The organism is Candidatus Amarolinea dominans, assembly GCF_016704685.1.
Lineage (GTDB): Bacteria > Chloroflexota > Anaerolineae > SSC4 > Amarolineaceae > Amarolinea > Amarolinea dominans.
This window is the reverse complement of record NZ_JADIZS010000012.1, coordinates 107,625-123,619: the sequence shown is the minus strand read 5'-3', so window position 1 is coordinate 123,619 and position 15,995 is coordinate 107,625. Positions and strand designations below refer to the sequence as shown.

15 protein-coding genes are annotated in these 15,995 nt (G+C 62.4%); 10 read left to right on the top strand and 5 right to left on the bottom strand.

All coding sequences use genetic code 11. The features are described from left to right. Window positions 1–67 precede the first annotated feature (67 nt). The 10 genes from IPF85_RS09095 (at window position 68) to IPF85_RS09050 (ending at window position 11,282) form a co-directional block, all read left to right on the top strand. Window positions 68–2,041, top strand: coding sequence for a phospholipase D-like domain-containing protein (locus IPF85_RS09095; protein WP_343407762.1), 1,974 nt, complete (start codon window positions 68–70; stop codon window positions 2,039–2,041). Beyond that, the gene (locus IPF85_RS09090) at window positions 1,996–3,270 is read left to right on the top strand and encodes a C-terminal helicase domain-containing protein (protein ID WP_343407761.1); all 1,275 of its coding nucleotides are present in this window, start codon (window positions 1,996–1,998) and stop codon (window positions 3,268–3,270) included. The genes IPF85_RS09095 and IPF85_RS09090 overlap by 46 nt, the downstream gene beginning before the upstream one ends. Then, the gene (locus IPF85_RS09085; RefSeq protein ID WP_343407760.1) at window positions 3,270–4,436 is read left to right on the top strand and encodes a Fic family protein; all 1,167 of its coding nucleotides are present in this window, start codon (window positions 3,270–3,272) and stop codon (window positions 4,434–4,436) included. Before IPF85_RS09090 ends, IPF85_RS09085 begins: the two co-directional genes overlap by 1 nt. 128 nt (window positions 4,437–4,564) lie before the next feature. Beyond that, complete coding sequence (locus IPF85_RS09080; protein WP_343407759.1) at window positions 4,565–6,595, top strand: hypothetical protein; 2,031 nt, start codon at window positions 4,565–4,567, stop codon at window positions 6,593–6,595. 956 nt (window positions 6,596–7,551) lie between these two features. Then, window positions 7,552–8,040 carry a type ISP restriction/modification enzyme gene (locus IPF85_RS09075; protein WP_343407806.1) on the top strand — a complete coding sequence of 163 codons (489 nt, stop codon included), beginning with the start codon at window positions 7,552–7,554 and terminating at the stop codon, window positions 8,038–8,040. Between the two features lie 331 nt (window positions 8,041–8,371). After that, window positions 8,372–8,530 carry a hypothetical protein gene (locus tag IPF85_RS09070; protein WP_343407758.1) on the top strand — a complete coding sequence of 53 codons (159 nt, stop codon included), beginning with the start codon at window positions 8,372–8,374 and terminating at the stop codon, window positions 8,528–8,530. A 229-nt stretch (window positions 8,531–8,759) separates the two neighbouring features. Next, entirely contained in the window at window positions 8,760–9,362 is a 603-nt protein-coding gene (locus IPF85_RS09065; protein WP_343407757.1) for a type IV toxin-antitoxin system AbiEi family antitoxin domain-containing protein, read from the top strand. A 2-nt stretch (window positions 9,363–9,364) separates the two neighbouring features. After that, complete coding sequence (locus IPF85_RS09060) at window positions 9,365–10,246, top strand: nucleotidyl transferase AbiEii/AbiGii toxin family protein (protein ID WP_343407756.1); 882 nt, start codon at window positions 9,365–9,367, stop codon at window positions 10,244–10,246. A 79-nt stretch (window positions 10,247–10,325) separates the two neighbouring features. Next, entirely contained in the window at window positions 10,326–10,562 is a 237-nt protein-coding gene (locus IPF85_RS09055) for a hypothetical protein (RefSeq protein ID WP_343407755.1), read from the top strand. A gap of 30 nt (window positions 10,563–10,592) precedes the next feature. Next, entirely contained in the window at window positions 10,593–11,282 is a 690-nt protein-coding gene (locus IPF85_RS09050; protein ID WP_343407754.1) for a hypothetical protein, read from the top strand. Between the two features lie 36 nt (window positions 11,283–11,318). Here IPF85_RS09050 and IPF85_RS09045 read toward each other — a convergent pair whose 3' ends face one another. From IPF85_RS09045 to pstA, 5 genes are all read right to left on the bottom strand, one after another. After that, window positions 11,319–11,768: an arsenate reductase ArsC gene (locus tag IPF85_RS09045; RefSeq protein WP_343407753.1), complete on the bottom strand. Its 450-nt coding sequence runs from the start codon at window positions 11,766–11,768 to the stop codon at window positions 11,319–11,321. A 13-nt stretch (window positions 11,769–11,781) separates the two neighbouring features. Continuing rightward, window positions 11,782–13,452, bottom strand: a complete 1,671-nt coding sequence (locus IPF85_RS09040) for a CHAD domain-containing protein (protein ID WP_343407752.1) — start codon at window positions 13,450–13,452, stop codon at window positions 11,782–11,784. 61 nt (window positions 13,453–13,513) lie between these two features. Further along, entirely contained in the window at window positions 13,514–14,200 is a 687-nt protein-coding gene (phoU, locus tag IPF85_RS09035; RefSeq protein WP_343407751.1) for a phosphate signaling complex protein PhoU, read from the bottom strand. A 68-nt stretch (window positions 14,201–14,268) separates the two neighbouring features. Continuing rightward, window positions 14,269–15,090 carry a phosphate ABC transporter ATP-binding protein PstB gene (pstB, locus tag IPF85_RS09030; RefSeq protein WP_343407750.1) on the bottom strand — a complete coding sequence of 274 codons (822 nt, stop codon included), beginning with the start codon at window positions 15,088–15,090 and terminating at the stop codon, window positions 14,269–14,271. An 11-nt stretch (window positions 15,091–15,101) separates the two neighbouring features. Beyond that, window positions 15,102–15,986 carry a phosphate ABC transporter permease PstA gene (gene pstA / locus IPF85_RS09025; RefSeq protein WP_343407749.1) on the bottom strand — a complete coding sequence of 295 codons (885 nt, stop codon included), beginning with the start codon at window positions 15,984–15,986 and terminating at the stop codon, window positions 15,102–15,104. Window positions 15,987–15,995: the final 9 nt, after the last annotated feature.

Sequence of the window (15,995 nt, the reverse complement as noted above, 5' to 3'; positions counted from 1 at the left end):
GACCACAGCAACCCAACATCCCAACGAACAAATTTGCTCCACGAATCTGACCGAAAGAATAGCGCCTATGTCCAACCCATCATCCCAACGTCGCCCGCCAGCAACATCCTCTATCAAGCCCGCCGGTCGCGGGGGCGATCTCTTTATCGTGGACAACAGCGATACGGACTGGAAAGTCCGTTCCTACCTCTCCGACTGGTGCGAGCTGTCGTCGGCCATTGACATCGCGACCGGTTACTTCGAGATCAGCGCGCTGCTGGGGCTGCAGGAGAAATGGCAGACGGTGGATCACATCCGCATCCTGATGGGCGACGAAGTGTCGTCTCGCACCAAACGAGCCTTTGCGCGTGGGTTGGAGCGCATCCAGGGCCAGTTGGAGCAGAGCCTGGAGGGCGAGAAGGTCCGAAACGACTTCCTGGAAGGCGTGCCGGCTATCGTCGAGGCGATCCGATCGGGGAAAATCGAGTGTCGGGTCTATAGCCGGGACAAATTTCACGCCAAGGCGTACATCACGCATGGCCGGCTGGCCGTGCTGGGGTCGTATGCCCTGGTCGGGTCCTCCAATTTCACCTATCCGGGGCTGGTGGACAACGTCGAACTGAACGTGCAGATCAAAGGGCCGGAGGTGGGGCTGCTGCAGGAGTGGTACGAGCAGTATTGGGAAGAAGCGGAAGACATCACGCCCGATATCCTGCGCACGGTGGAGCGGCACACCCAGCCGCGCACGCCGTTCGAGATCTGGTTCAAGGCGCTGGATGAATTCTTCCGGGGTCGCGAACTGGAACCGGACGCCTGGGATCAGCAGCGCTCGTTCGTATTTCCGTTGCTCGATAAATATCAGCAGGACGCCTACCGCAAGCTGCTGGAGATCGCCGACCGTTTCGGCGGTGCGTTCCTGTGCGACGGCGTCGGCCTGGGCAAGACCTACGTCGGGCTGATGCTGATCGAGCGGCTGGTGTTCAAGGAGGGCAAGCAGGTCGTCCTCTTCGCGCCGAAGGCGGCCCGCGAGGATGTGTGGGAGCCGGTGCTCAGGCAATATCTGGAACGGGTCTTCAGCGGCTTCGTCAACCTGGTCATCTACAACCATACCGATCTGCAGCGGCACGGCAAGTGGCCCAGGGAGATCGAGATGACCGTGCGCGACGCGGACGCAGTGATCATTGATGAAGCGCACCACTTCCGCAACCCCGGCATTGCCGGCGAAGGGATCAAGACGCCATCGCGCTACCGCCTGTTGCAGGGCTACCTGCAGGATAGCGACCGGCCCAAGCAGGTCTTCTGTCTCACGGCGACGCCGGTCAATAACTCGGTGCATGATTTTCGGCACATGATCGAGTTGTACACCGGCGGGGACGAGCGGCGCTTCGCGCCCACCCTGGGCATCCACAGTCTGCGCCGGCATTTCATTGATCTTGAGAAGAAGATCCTCGGCCGGTTGCCGGCGTCCGAGCAGATGAGCCTGCTGGTCGAAGCGGACATCAAAGAGGCGGAGCGCGCGCTGCGCCGCGACCCGGTCTTCGATGCCCTGGTGGTGCAGCGCAGCCGGGCCTATGTGAAGGAAAGCCAGCGCCTCGACGGCGGCAACGGCGCGCTCTTCCCGGAGCGCGAACCGCCGAAGGTCGTCCCCTACAGCATCAAATCCACCTATGGCGTGCTCCTGCAGAGTGTGCGCACCGCCTTCCACAAGGAGCGGCCGCTCTTCGTCCTGGGCATCTACTATCCCCTGGCCTATTGGCGCGGGGACAAAGAGAGCGTCACCTACAAGTCGTTCGACGAGAATCGCCAGCGTCAGGTCGTCATGCTCATCCGAACCCTGTTCCTCAAACGCTTCGAAAGCTCGGCGCGGGCGTTCGAGGGGTCATGTTGGCGGCTGTTGCGAAAGCTGCTGGCCTGGGTCACGGTGCATGTGACGTCCGAGCACGATCGGCGCCGCCTGGAACGCTGGCGGATCAAGAACGGGGAGTTGATCGGTTATGCCCAGGCGCACCAGTTGGATTGTGGCCCGAAGAAGCCGACGAGGACGAGGTCGAGGAGTTCCTGAATGAGGACATCCTCGGCGCTATCGAGCGGCGTGACCCGGCCCAGTTCGATGTGGATGAGATCCTGGACGACACGTTCGACGATCTGGATCAACTCGTGGATTTCCTGCGCGAGGTCGGGCGGGTGACGCCAGATCGGGATGACAAGCTCAAGGCGCTGATCAAGCTCCTCAAGACCGATCCGGTGCTCAGGGCGCAGAAGGTCATCATTTTTACCGAGTTCGCCGACACGGCGCGCTACCTGGAGCGGGAGTTGGCGGCCGCCGGCATCACAGGTTTGCAGCGCATTGATGGCGGCAGCAATCAACGCCAGCGCAGCGATGTGATCCGCCGCTTTGCACCGTATTACAACGGCCTGAGCAGCGCCGAGCTGGCCGCCCAGGGCAAGCCGCCGATCCGGGTGTTGATCTCCACCGATGTGCTCTCCGAAGGCCTGAACTTGCAGGACGCGACCCGGTTGATCAACTACGATCTCCACTGGAACCCCGTCCGCCTGATGCAGCGCATCGGCCGCGTGGACCGGCGCATGAATCCCGCGGTGGAGGCACGCCTGGTGGCCGATCACCCGGAGCTGAAGCCGCTGCGCGGGAGGGTGGCGTTCTGGAACTTCCTGCCGCCCGATGAGTTGGACGAACTGCTGCACCTCTTCCAGCGCGTCACCAGCAAGACGCTGGTGATCTCGCGCACCCTGGGCATCGAGGGCCGCACGCTGCTGACCCCCGACGACCGTTTCGATCCGATCAAGGAGATCAACGAGCAGTGCGACGGCACACTGTCAGAGGCGGAGCAGTTGCGGCTGGAATACACGGCGCTGGTGGGGGCGCACCCGGCGCTGGCCGCGACGCTGGCGAAGCTGCCGCTCAAAGTCTTCTCCGGCCGGGTCTCGCCGCGGGCGGATGCGCGGGCCGTCTTCTTCTGCTATCGCATCCCGCGGCCCGATCCCAATCTGATCGAGGCCGAGCCGGGCCAGCCGCGCTGGAGCGACGCGGCCGGCTTCACGGTCTGGCTCTGCTACGACCTCGAAGGCAGCCGCGTCCTGACCGAGCCGGGCGCCATCGCCAACCTGATCCGCTCCGAGCCGGACACCCCGCGGCATTGCGCCCTGGATCGCGCGGCGCTCTCCGAGCTGCGCAAGCGGGTGGAGCGGCAGGTGGTCGCCGACTATCTGCGTCCGCTGCAAGCGCCGGTGGGGGTCACGCCGATCTTGAAGTGTTGGATGGAGTTGAACTAATGGACATCGAGCGTTTCCGCAATAGTCCAGCGGGCCGGTTGGTGCGCGCTGGACCTGATGATGCTGCGTACTGGGCTTTCGTGCCCCATCCGCTGCCGCCCGATCTACCGCCGGATGCTGAACTGATGCTGGCGTCGGCCGATGCGGCCTATGCCGTGGGCGAGTTGGCCGCGCTGGGACGTACGATCGTCAATCCACATCTGCTGATCGGGCCGTTCGTGCGGCGGGAGGCGGTGCTTTCTTCGCGCATCGAGGGCACGCAGGCGGACGTCGCTGATCTGTATGCTTACGAAGCAGGGCGGTTGTCTGGACTGGCTGCCACGCAATCATCAGACGACGTGCGCGAAGTGGCTAACTACGTTGAGGCGTTAGAGTATGGCCTGGCGCGGCTTGCTTCGTTGCCGGTCAGCCTGCGACTGATGCGAGAACTGCACGGCCGGCTGATGCAAGGCGTGCGCGGGAAACATGCCACGCCCGGCGAATTTCGGCGCAGTCAGAATTGGATCGGCCGGCCGGGGTGCAGCCTGAACGAAGCCGAGTATGTGCCACCTCCGCCGGATGAGGTGCTGGCCGCATTGGATGCCTTTGAGAAGTACTTGCATACGGATGACATACAGCCGCGGCTCGTGCGGCTGGCGTTCATTCACCAGCAATTCGAAGCGATCCATCCCTTTCTGGATGGCAACGGCCGGATCGGCCGCCTGTTGATCTCGCTGCTGCTGGTGGAGTGGGGGCTGTTGCCCCTGCCGCTGCTTTACTTGAGCGCATATTTCGAGCGCGAGCGGCAGACGTATTACGATCTCTTGTGGCGGGTGAATGCCGATGGCGATTGGCGGTCTTGGACGCTGTTCTTTTTGCACGGCGTTGCAGAGCAGGCCCGGGATGCCAGCGCACGAGCGAAGCGCTTGCAAGATCTGCAGGCCGAGTGGCGCGCACACATCATACATGCGCGAGCGCCAGCATTGACGCTGGTTCTGATTGACGAGCTCTTCCGATCACCGATGGTTACGATTCCGCACGTCGCGAAGTTGTTAGGTGTGACCTATCACAGCGCGCAACGGCATGTGGAGCGATTGTTGCACGCAGGCATCCTGACTCAGGTGTCTGATCAATCTGCAGGCAAGCTATTCTCAGCACGCGAAATCCTGGAAATCACCACGAGCTGAGAAGTAAGTCATTGTCGTTTTCGGGAAAAAAGTACAATTGCTCACCGTGCTGTTGTACTTAACTACAATTGCGAAGCGGTTATGATACTTTTGGGTCGAAAAGTATCATAACCACAGGAGCCTATTCCATGCCCACCCACGCCGACACCCTGCGTTCTATCAAAACCTTCCCCGACCTGGTGCGCTACCTGGAAGACGAGCTTGACTGGCCGCTGCAGGAATACGGCTTCGACGAACTCACCTTCGAGTACTCTCCTGCCGAGTTGGGGCTGCGGGACGAGGACGCGGCCAAGATCAAGACGATCCACCAACTGCGGCCGATGGCCGACGGCCAACCCTTCGGCATCTTTTTCGTGGAGTTCGAGCGCAAACGGATGCCGGTGGTGGTGCTCCGTAGGATCCTGAGCCACCTGGCGCTGAAGCAGCGCGCGGGCGCCAACCGGGCGGGGTCGGCGGCCTGGGCGTTGGGCGATCTGCTCTTCATCTCCGCGTTCGGCGATGAGGCGAGCGACCAGCGCGAGATCGCCTTCGCACACTTCCGCCAGGAGGCCGGCGACCTGCCCACGCTGCGCGTGTTGGGCTGGGACGGCGCGGACACCGGCCTGAAGCTGGATTACGTGGCGGCCGTGCTGCACGAGCGGCTCTGCTGGCCGGCCGATCCCGCGGACGCGGACGCCTGGCGCCAGCAGTGGGCCGACGCCTTCCGCCACCGCCTGGGCCACGTGATCCGCACGTCGGACGCGCTGGCCGAGCGGCTGGCCGAGCTGGCGCGGCGCACCCGCGGGGCCGCGAACACTCTGATGGCGCACGAATCGGAGCGCGGGCCGCTGCGCCAATTGCACCGGGCGTTCCAGACCGCGCTGATCCATGACCTGACCGAAGAACAGTTCGCCGACACCTACGCCCAGACCGTCACCTATGGGCTGCTGACCGCGGCCATCCAGCGCACCGACCTGCAAGGGGGCCGTCACGACACGACCCTCTACTCCGACATGCTGGCCGAGGTGGTGCCGATCACCAACCCGTTCCTGAAGGAGATGCTCCAGACCTTCCTGCACATCGGCGGCCAGCAGGGCGGGATCAACTTCGACGAGCTGGGCATCCAGGACGTGGTGGATCTGCTGCGCGGGGACGAGACCGACCTGCCGGCGATCCTGCGCGACTTCGGCAACCGGACGCGCGGCGAAGACCCGGTGATCCACTTCTACGAGCACTTCCTGGCCGCCTACGACAAGAAGCTGAAGGTGCAGCGCGGCATCTTCTACACCCCGCAGCCGGTGGTCTCCTACATCGTGCGCAGCGTCCACGAGCTGTTGCAGACTGAGTTCGGGCTGGCGGACGGGCTGGCGTCTACGGTGACGTGGGGCGAGATGGCAGCGAGGGGTCAGGGGACAGAGGGCGGCTTTCGGATTCCGGAGGGCACGGACCCCGCGTCGCCGTTCGTGACGATCCTGGACCCGGCGACCGGCACGGCGACCTTCCTGGTCGAGGTGATCGAGGTGATCTACCGACATTTGCGGGCCAAGTGGGACTCTCCGGAGCGCAAGCAGCTACCCGGCCTTTCAACCTTCATCCTTCAGCCTTCATCCTTTGCTGATTACTGGAACGACTACGTCCCCCGCCACCTGCTGCCCCGGCTGCACGGCTACGAGCTGATGATGGCGCCCTACGCCATCGCGCACATGAAGATCGGCCTGAAGCTGCACGAGACCGGCTACCGCTTCGGCAGCGTCGAGCGCGTGCGCGTCTACCTGACCAACGCGCTGGAGCCGCCGGACGACGAGCGTGGGCAGTTGGCCTTCGCCGGCTGGACGCCCGCGCTGGCCCACGAGGCGCAGGCGGTGAACGCGATCAAGCGGTGGCAGCGGTTTACGGTGGTGATCGGGAATCCGCCGTATTCCAGGACCTGGGCAGTTGAACGCGAATGGATTCTTGAGCCTGCTGCGATCCTATTACCAGGAGTGGCGCGCCGTTGGGCGAGCGAAAGCCTAAATCTTGATGACGACTTCGTCAAGTTTATCCGGTTGGGCCAGTACCTTTGGGATGCCCAGGCGTCGGCGTCCTGTCGTTTATCACCAACCACGCCTACCTGGACGATCTTACCTTCGGCAGGATGCGCCAGCACTATGCTGGCGTTCCTCGGAAATTGGGATCCTTGACCTGCACGGAAGCGCCAAGAAAGCAGGATACCTGTCCTGACGGCTCGCAAGACGAGAACGTATTTGATATCCAACAGGGCGTCTCGGTCTGCATTGTTTTGTCGGACAGTTGGAGGTGCTCAAAACTCGTTACTTCATTACGATATGTGGGGCATGCGGCTGCCAAGTACCCATGTTGCATACACGCAGCGGCGGAGATGCTTTGGATCGAGTTTGCAACGAAGCCAACTTTCTATCTTTTGTGCCGCAAATCCCGACCTGCCTGGCAGGAATTCGAGTTCGGCTGGAAGATCCCACGGTATTCAGCTGTTTGGTAATCGGTTGGCATCGTCCGGCGATGCGATAGCTTCGTTTCGAGTGAAGTCAGAAGCAGATTTCGAGGCCAGACTTTGCCGGCCTGCTGGAATCAAGTGTTAGCAACGAGGAAATCGACTTGGAGACGTTATGAGATTGCCTGATTTTGACGGTTTTGATCTCGGAACATGCCGACGAAGCATTAAGAGATATGCACCAATCCTGGCTATCGGCCGGTTGACGAAATGGTTATTACACCGCCGTCACCCGCGGATTCATTTTGTATGCCACGCCCAGAGGTCATCAAATGTTGCAGGGCGGAACATCGGTTTTCACCTGGTGCCGTCAAATCGTTAGGTGAGGCAATGGCAAAACGTGCTCGTTTCCTACCTCACCCGTCTTTGTCTCACAAAAGACGCGGAACGCTGGATACGCTATCTCTATCTTACACGCCACCGTGTAACAGCAATACGCTTTGAGGCGATACAGGGTTTCCCAGTTCGGGCGGGGCAAATATCTTGACAAACAGTTGATTGGACTGTTCCGCGGTTGGAAACCGAGGAATCGCAAAGCCTGCCAGTGCGCAGGCAGGCGGTGCGGCGCAGGTCGGCTTCGAAAGCGACAACCGCGATTTCCAGCTCGCCCAGGCTTGACCCGAAGACATCTTCTACTACATCTATGCCATCTTCCACGCCCCCACCTACCGCGCCCGCTACGCCGAATTCCTGAAGATTGACTTCCCGCGCGTCCCGCTCACGAGCAGCCTGGAGTTATTCCGCTCCCTGGCGACACTCGGCGGCGAGCTGGTCGGTCTGCACCTGCTGGAATCGCCGGCGCTGGCGCGGCACATCACGACCTACACCGGCCCCGCGGCCCCCACGGTCGAAAAGGTGAGCTATGCCGGTGGCGCGGTCTGGCTCGACAAGGCGCAGACGGCCGGCTTCCGCGGCGTGCCGGAACCGGTCTGGAACTTCCACATCGGCGGCTACCAGGTCTGCGAGAAGTGGCTGAAGGATCGCAAGGGGCGCACGCTGTCGGCCGAGGAGATCGAGCACTACCAGCGCGTGGGGGTCGCGCTGAACGAGACGATCCGGGTCATGGGGGAGATAGACGCGGTGATCGAGGCGCACGGCGGGTGGCCGATACGATAGATGGCCTTGTGACTTTCTTATGGAAGAGGGGATTAGTCTGGTGACGGATGACTGCCGATCTGAAGCCATAACCGGCGCGCATTGACCAACGCAGGCCGATTCAACCGGTACAACGATATCCGGCCCGTTCAGCCACGGCCTGCCGGAGCGCGGGCGAGATGTAGGTGTGACTCATGCCGGAGCCGAGACGGGCTTCAATTTCGAGACATCGGAGCCTCGCTCTTGGAGTAGGACGGTTGCCTGGCTGCGCACCAGCATGGTTCGATCAGCGCGGCGCCGTCGAGTTCGTGCAGACGGTTCGCTATGATATCCTCCAGACAACGATCGCCTGGTGCAGCGCTGGGCCTGGTACAGCCTGAACGATCAGATGTACGATCCGGAAACCGGGCAGGGCTTCAACGGCAACCTCTTCGACCCCGTCACGCGCCAAATCACCGCGTTTGGCCGCGATGACTCGGCCCATACGGAACGCCTGGGATTACTGCGCTGAAGCGCTACGCACTCGACAAGCGTGTGGATCGCATTTGCGGAGGCGATTCAGAATTGGCCGCGGCGGACGGAGTAGTGCGCGGCTAAACATATGCACATGTGAGACCTGGCAAGATGGCGTTTCAGTAAGCAAGACAGGACTTGCATTTGCATAATACGGCCTGATGAGCTACCATATGTGCAGTTGGTCGCTTGAACGAACTACTATATGCACATGTGGTTGAATCACCATGCATCTCGATACCTACAACAAGCTTTACCAGATTGCTGAAGCGCAGGCCGGCTACTTCACAACCACCCAGGCTACCGCTGTGGGTGTGGACCGCCAGCGCCTGGCGCGGTACGCAATCATGGGACGTCTCGATCGTATCCGGCGCGGCGTTTATCGCCTGGCGCCATTCCCGCGATCACCACACGAGGATCTTTTTGTCGCCTGGCTGGAGACGGGTCCCGATTCAGTCATTTCTCACGACAGCGCACTGGCACTCTACGAGCTATCCGATGCGCTGCCGGCAGCCATTCACGTGACTGTGTCACCCACTACCTCACGCCGCCACGCGGGTCTGCGCCTGCATACAAGTCAGATTCGTGCTGAGGAGATCACCCATTACGACGCGTTGCCGGTGACGACTGTGACGCGCACTATCGCGGATGTAGCTCTGGCAGGCATGGCGGATGAACTGGTCGAGCAGGCGGCGCAGGAAGCCGTCCGGAATGGGCTGACAACACCTGCGCTTCTGCTCGCAGCAGCCGAACCCCGCGGCCCGCGGGTGATGGGAATCATACGTCGAGCGCTCGAACGGATCGGGCAACTTCCGAAACAGGATTTGTGACGATGAACTATCATTCAGGTGCCGCTTTCCGCCGCGCATTGGAAGATCGCCTGGCAAACCAGAGCGCCATGTCCCAGACACCACTGGTTCGGCTACGCAAGTTGGTTGCCTTTGATCGTTTTCTGGCACGCCTTGTGCAAGCTGAGCCGGATGCCTGGCTTCTGAAAGGCGGCTTAGTACTGCAACTGCGCCTGAGCCATCACGCCCGGACTACCAAGGACATTGATCTTCTCTTGCTGTCCTCGCAGGGTGAAGTACCGCAGATCCTGACGCGAGTCGCGTTGCTCGATCTGCAAGATTGGTTTTCCTTCGCCATCCGGCCAGATACCGTTGCCCTACCCGGAACAGGTCATGGTGGGTTGCGCTTCTTTGTGACCGCGTTGATTGCCGGACGAACGTTCGAGAGTTTTCACGTTGACGTGGGCAGTGGCGATCCAGTGATCGAGCCGGCCGAGAAGCTGGAGACACCTCGTCTTCTGGCCTTTGCCGGCATCCCTCCTGTGACGGTCCCGTGCTATCCGCTGACCCAGCATCTGGCCGAGAAGGTGCATGCTTATGTCCGTCCCAGGGCGACAGGAGAGGGCACACGGGTTAAAGACCTCGTGGATATCCTTCTGATTGCTACGCGTATGACGATCAATGGTCCGGCCCTCCGCGCAGCAATCCAGGCTACCTTCATGGCCCAAGGGGGAGGTGAACCCCCACCGAGCCTCCCCACGCCGCCTCCATCTTGGGCACTGACGTTTCGCAAAATGGCAGAGGAGATCGGGCTGAGGGGTACCACACTGGTGGAGGCCGATCAGATCGCTCGACGTTGCATTGATCCGATCCTGAGCGGGGAGGTGCAGGGTGTCTGGTCGCCGGAAGAACAAGCTTGGGTCTGAAGAGCGGCGTTGGGACGCACCATCGCCAATCCGCATCTGCTGATCGGGCCGTTTGTGCGGCGAGAGTAGAGCCTTTGCTATGCCCACCCACGCCAACCACCTCCGCTCGATCAAAACCTTCCCCCACCTGACGCAGCACATCACGACCTGGGCCGACCCCGCGGCCCCCACGGCCGAAAAGGTGGCGTATGCCACGTTGTCCGCGGAGGATATCGCGCACTACCAGCGCGTGGTGGTCGCACTCAACGAGACGATCCGGGTCATGGGGGAGATCGACGCGGTGATCGAGGCGCACGGCGGGTGGCCGATACGATAGGTCCGTCCGCATCATTTGTAGGAGGTAATCGTGGGCATTACGATCTTTTATCAGGGCGCTCTGCGTGACTTGGGCCAACTGCCGCAGCTTAGCGCCCGACTTGAGGCCGCCTGCGCGGGGCTGAGATGGCCGTGCAGGGTCGTGGACGAGCGCATCCTGGGAACAGGCGAGCGCTACCGGAGCATCGAGATCGAGACCGATGACGGCATCCCCACCAGCACGTTCGAGATTGATGTCGAGCCAGTGGACGATCACGTGCGGGGGGTCGTCATCGCGCCGCCGGGCTGTGAAACGCTCTATCTCACCTTCGGGCGCACCGGCCGGCTGATCGAATACAGCGCCGCGCCGTTCGGCGATTCAACGCCGGGGCGCTATGGGCTGATCCGCGAGCACCTCTTCACCAAGACTCAGTTCAGCTCACCCGAAGTACACATGCAGGTATGCGATCTGCTGCAGATCGTCGCGCCGTTTATGGCCGAGTGGGCGGTCCTCGATGATGGCGGGTACTGGGGGGTGTGGGATGAAGCCGCCTTGCGCGCCACCTGGGCGCGCCACACAGCCATCCTGGACGCGCTCTCGGATCCGGCGCTGCTTCAGGAGATCCTCGAAGCGGCTGGCGTAGACATCGAGGTCACCCAACCGCCGGAAGTGGGCAAGCATCTGACCGTCGCACACCCACTGTGGCGGCAGGAGTGGGGCGTCAGTGCGGGCGAGAATTGAGTTGCGTCATGGGGAAAATGGTGCAGCGCCGGGTTGTCAGACCCGTGAGGTCTGCGAGACTCCAAAGGCGGTCGCTGCGCGCAGCGCCATCAGCACCCGCTCGGTCATGTCGTCGCGCACCTGGCGGAATGCGGTCAGGATCTCTGCGGGGCTGCCCTGCGCTTTGGCCGGGTCTGGAAAGCTGAGGTGCAGGCGGCGTCCTGGCCCCAGCCAGACCGGGCAGTTCTCCGCGGCGTCGTCGCATACCGTGATCACCAGGTCGAATGACGTCTGGCGGAACTCGTCGGCGTGTTTGGAGCGCGCCTGCGCCGGAACAATGCCGATCTCAGCCAGGACTTGCAGCGCCAGCGGGTGAACGTAACCGGTGGGCTGCGTGCCGGCGGAGACCGCGGCCCAGGCGTCGCCCGCCCGCGCGTTGACGATGGCCTCAGCCAGTTGGGAACGGCAGGAGTTGCCGGTACACAGGAAAAGAACGCGGCGTTTCATCGAATCCCCTTGCTCACAGATTTGCAGCCGCCAGCGCCAGTTGGCGCCGCAGCCTGGGCGCATTGAGCCGCTTCCAGGCCGCGGGCACGCGGCGTCGTAGTTTGCGCACCTGCGCCTCCTGACTCGTCAGATAGGCCACCACCCCGGTCATCTCGGGTTGTTTGACCGCGCGCGCCTCCGGCAGGCCGGTCTGCTGGGTCAGGAAATCGCTGAGCAGGTGTACGGCTACATCGGCGTCATGCAGATCGCCCAGCAAATCCTGCGTTTGCACCAGCTCTGCAATCACCGGCGCGACCTCGTGGCCCAACACCTCGCGCAGGTACTCCAGCAGATAGCGCAAGCCCTTGATTTCGATACGCAACTGGTGCAGCATCTCCAGCGACGGCCGATCGAGCACCCACTCATACGCGCGGATAGACTCGAAATCGAGCCAGACCGTGCTGGCCGCCACATGGCAGACCAGCACACGCTGCGGCTGATTGCGAACGAGCGGTCGCGCGCCCGCGTCCGCCGTGGTCAGGAACGCCTCGAAATCGCGCTTGAACTGGCGATAGCGGTTGCTCTCCAGGAAGGCCAGCATGGCGCGGCGCGCCGCGGCGCGCTGCGCCTCCCAGGCCAGGCGCAGTCGTTCCAGCCCGGCGCGCTCCGCCTCAGGCAAACTGGCGGTGTAGCGCTGTAGTTTATCCAGCAGCACATCCAGATCGCGCACCTGGCCCAGGGCGCGCCCGGTGCGGCGCAGATTGCGCGCAAACGGGCGCAGGGCATCCTCATCGAAATAAGGTTCGAAGATCTTCAGCGCGGCGCGCATGCGGCGGGTCGCCACCCGCATATCGTGCAGGGCCTCGATGTCCTCGCCCTTGGCCGCGCCCTTTTCCTGGCGCAGCATGCGCCGAAAATGAAAACGGAGAGTCTTGCGCCCCGCCTCACTCATGCGGTCATCGCTGCGCACGCCCGGCGCCCGGCCGCCCTTGTCCGCGCTGGCCGTATCGGGAACGCCGACCTCTTCGCCCGCGGCCAGGGCCAGTTCTGTCTCGGCGGCGCCGGCCAGCGCCAGGGCAATGAACAGTTTGGAACGCGGTTCCGGCTGCAATGCGGGAAAGGCAGCTTGCAGCGCCGCGCCGCACATCTGCAATTCCGCCTGGCTGCCGTCCTGGCTCAACTCGATCTCCGCCAGCCACAGCGGTTCATCGGCCGCGTTGAACAACACCGCATCCAGGCTCATCTCCGCCACCACGCGGCCGGCCAACGCGACCTGGCGCACGTGGCGCGTCTGCTGAATGCGGATCAACTCTTCCAGCGCATCGCCCGCAGCCAGGGATTGGGCCAGGGTGCGCGCCGGGCCATCCGGCCAGGTTTCGGGCGGGCCGGGGCTGGTCAGGCTGACTTCAACCTCGCTGCGCTGATGAAGGCCCTGCGCCTGGTCCCCGCCGGCATGGAGACCTTTCAGCGTCACCAGCCAGGCGCCATCTGCGCGTGGGCGCAGGCGACAGGCAAAGCCGGCGTGCAGAAAGTTGCGCTCGGCCGTGTCGAAATAGACATCCTCGCCGCGTTTCACGCCCTTGTCGTGCAGGGTGAAATCGTCCAGGCGTGTGAGCGCGAGTAAATGATTGAACTCATCTTCGCCAGGAATGCGAAACTTGAGCTCCACTTCCTGGGCCAGGGCAGAGGCTGGGCTATCGGACATGGCATCACCTCGTTGACAATCCGGTCATTGCGCAATCCGGCGGATTGCGCCACAGTGATGTTTAGCCGGGGGAGCTTTGGGCGGAATCCAGAACGTCCAGTTCGATCATGCGGCCGGTGATCGTGAACACGGTGCGCTCGCAGATGTTGGTCACGCGGTCGGCCGCGCGCTCCAGGTTGTGCGCCACCCACAGCAGGCGCATGGCCTGGTCAATGGTGCGCGGGTCGGCCACGATGCTGCTGATCAGGCGATTCTGCGTGCGCACGTAGAGGGCGTCCACCTCATCGTCTTCAGCCGGCAGGGTGCGTGCGGCCTGCACATCGCGGCGGTTGAACGCGTCAAGGGCGCGGCGCAGCATGTCGCACGCTTTGCGGCTCATCAGGTCAATATCATGCAGTGGGAAAGTCAGCGGTTCGTCGGCCAGCATCAACGTGATGCGGGCAATGCCCTTGCCGTAGTCGCCCATGCGCTCCAGTTCGGTGGCAATCTCCAGAATGGACGCCAGCGTGCGCAGGTCGCTCGCCATCGGTTGCTGCATGGCGATCAGCGCCAGGCAGTTGTCCTCGATGGCGAGGCGTTTCTCGTTGATCAGGCGGTCGTCCGCGACCAATTGTCGGGCGGCATCCAGGTCGCGACGTTGCAGAATGTCCACGGAATCGAGAATGGCCTTCTCGACCATGCTGCCCAAGAGAAGGACATCTGCCTGCAGTTTTTCGATCTCACGTTCAAAGTGCTGACGAATTGACACGATCTGCTCCTGCTTGCCTGTCGGCCTGCAAGCGCCATCCGGCAGGTGGCGCCGCAAAGTTGCATGACTCAACCAAAACGTCCGGTGACGTAATCCTCGGTACGCTTGTCGTTTGGGGAGGTGAAAATAGCGCGGGTCGGGCCAATCTCGATGACCGTGCCTGATTTGCGATTGTCATCCAGCATCATCATCGCGGTGATGTCGGAGACACGCGCCGCCTGCTGCATGTTGTGCGTCACGATGACGATGGTGTACTGTGTAGCTAATTCTACCATCAATTCCTCAATTTTCAGAGTTGCGATAGGGTCAAGCGCGGAACACGGCTCATCCATCAGGATGACCTCGGGTTCCACGGCCAGGGCGCGGGCAATGCACAGGCGCTGCTGTTGTCCGCCGGACAGGGCATACGCGCTGGCGCGCAGCTTGTCCTTGACCTCGTCCCACAGCGCAGCCTGGCGCAAGGAGCGTTCAACTAACTCGGACATATCTCCGTGATAGCCGTTGACGCGCGGGCCGTAGGCTACGTTATCGAAAATGGACTGCGGGAACGGATTGGGTTTCTGGAAGACCATGCCGATGCGCTTGCGCACTTCCACCGGGTCAACGATGGGCGCATAAAGATCAAGACCCTGGAACAAGACTCTGCCCGCCACGCGGGTCGCGGGGATCAGTTCGTTCATGCGGTTGAAACAGCGCAAGAAAGTGCTCTTACCGCAGCCTGAGGGGCCAATGATCGCGGTGATCTTGCGTTCGGGAATCTCCAGGGTGACGTCTTTGAGCGCCTGGCTGGCGCCATACCAAAAGTTCAGGCCTTCGACGCTAAAGGCGCTCTGGCTGGACAAGGCGGCGCCTGTAGCTGGCGGCGATAAAATGACTGATTCTCGTTGCATTGAGTTACTCGCTAGAAACGCTTCTGCAGGCGATCGCGCAGCAGGATGGCTATGGCGTTGGCGGTCAGCAGAACAGCCAGGAGGATGACGATGCCTGCGGCCGCCAGGTTGCGAAAGTCAGCCTGCGGCCGCGAGGTCCAGTTGAAGATCTGGATCGGCAGCACGGTGAACTGACTGAAGATATTTTCGGGTAAGAAAGCAATGTAGGTCAAGGCGCCGATGGTGATGAGCGGGGCGGTTTCGCCCACCGCGCGCGAGAGCGCCAGGATCGTGCCGGTCAGGATGCCAGAGGAGGCCATCGGGAGCACGGTGCGCCAGACTGTTTGCCAACGCGTGCCTCCCAGGGCCAGTGAAGCGTGGCGCAGCGAGGGCGGCACCGCGCGCATCGCCTCACGCGAGGCGATGATGATCGTGGGCAGGATGAGCAGGCTCATCGTCAAGGCGCCGGCCAGCAGGCTGCGTCCCAGCATGAGGGTGCGCACAAAAATGCCCAGGCCCAGCAGACCGTAGACGATGGACGGCACGCCGGCCAGGTTGGCGATGTTGATCTGGATCAAATTCGTGACCCAATTCTGCGGCGCGTATTCCTCCAGGTAGATGGCCGCGGCCACGCCGATGGGGAAGGCGAAGATCGCGGTCAATCCGACAAGCCAGAGGGAGCCGGCAAAGGCGGAAAGAATGCCGGCCTTCTGTGGAAAACGTGAGGGGAAGCTGGTCAGGAATTGCCAATCGAGCCAGCCGCGGCTTTTGTTGAGCACATCCAACAGCAGGACGGCCAGGACGATCAGGCCGATGAGGGTGGCGGCAAAGGTCACGGCGGCGAAGATGCGCCCGGCGCGCTTGCGTCGCGCCAGGCGCCGGCGAAACTCAAGATTTGGGTTGGATGCTATGTCCATCTATTTCTT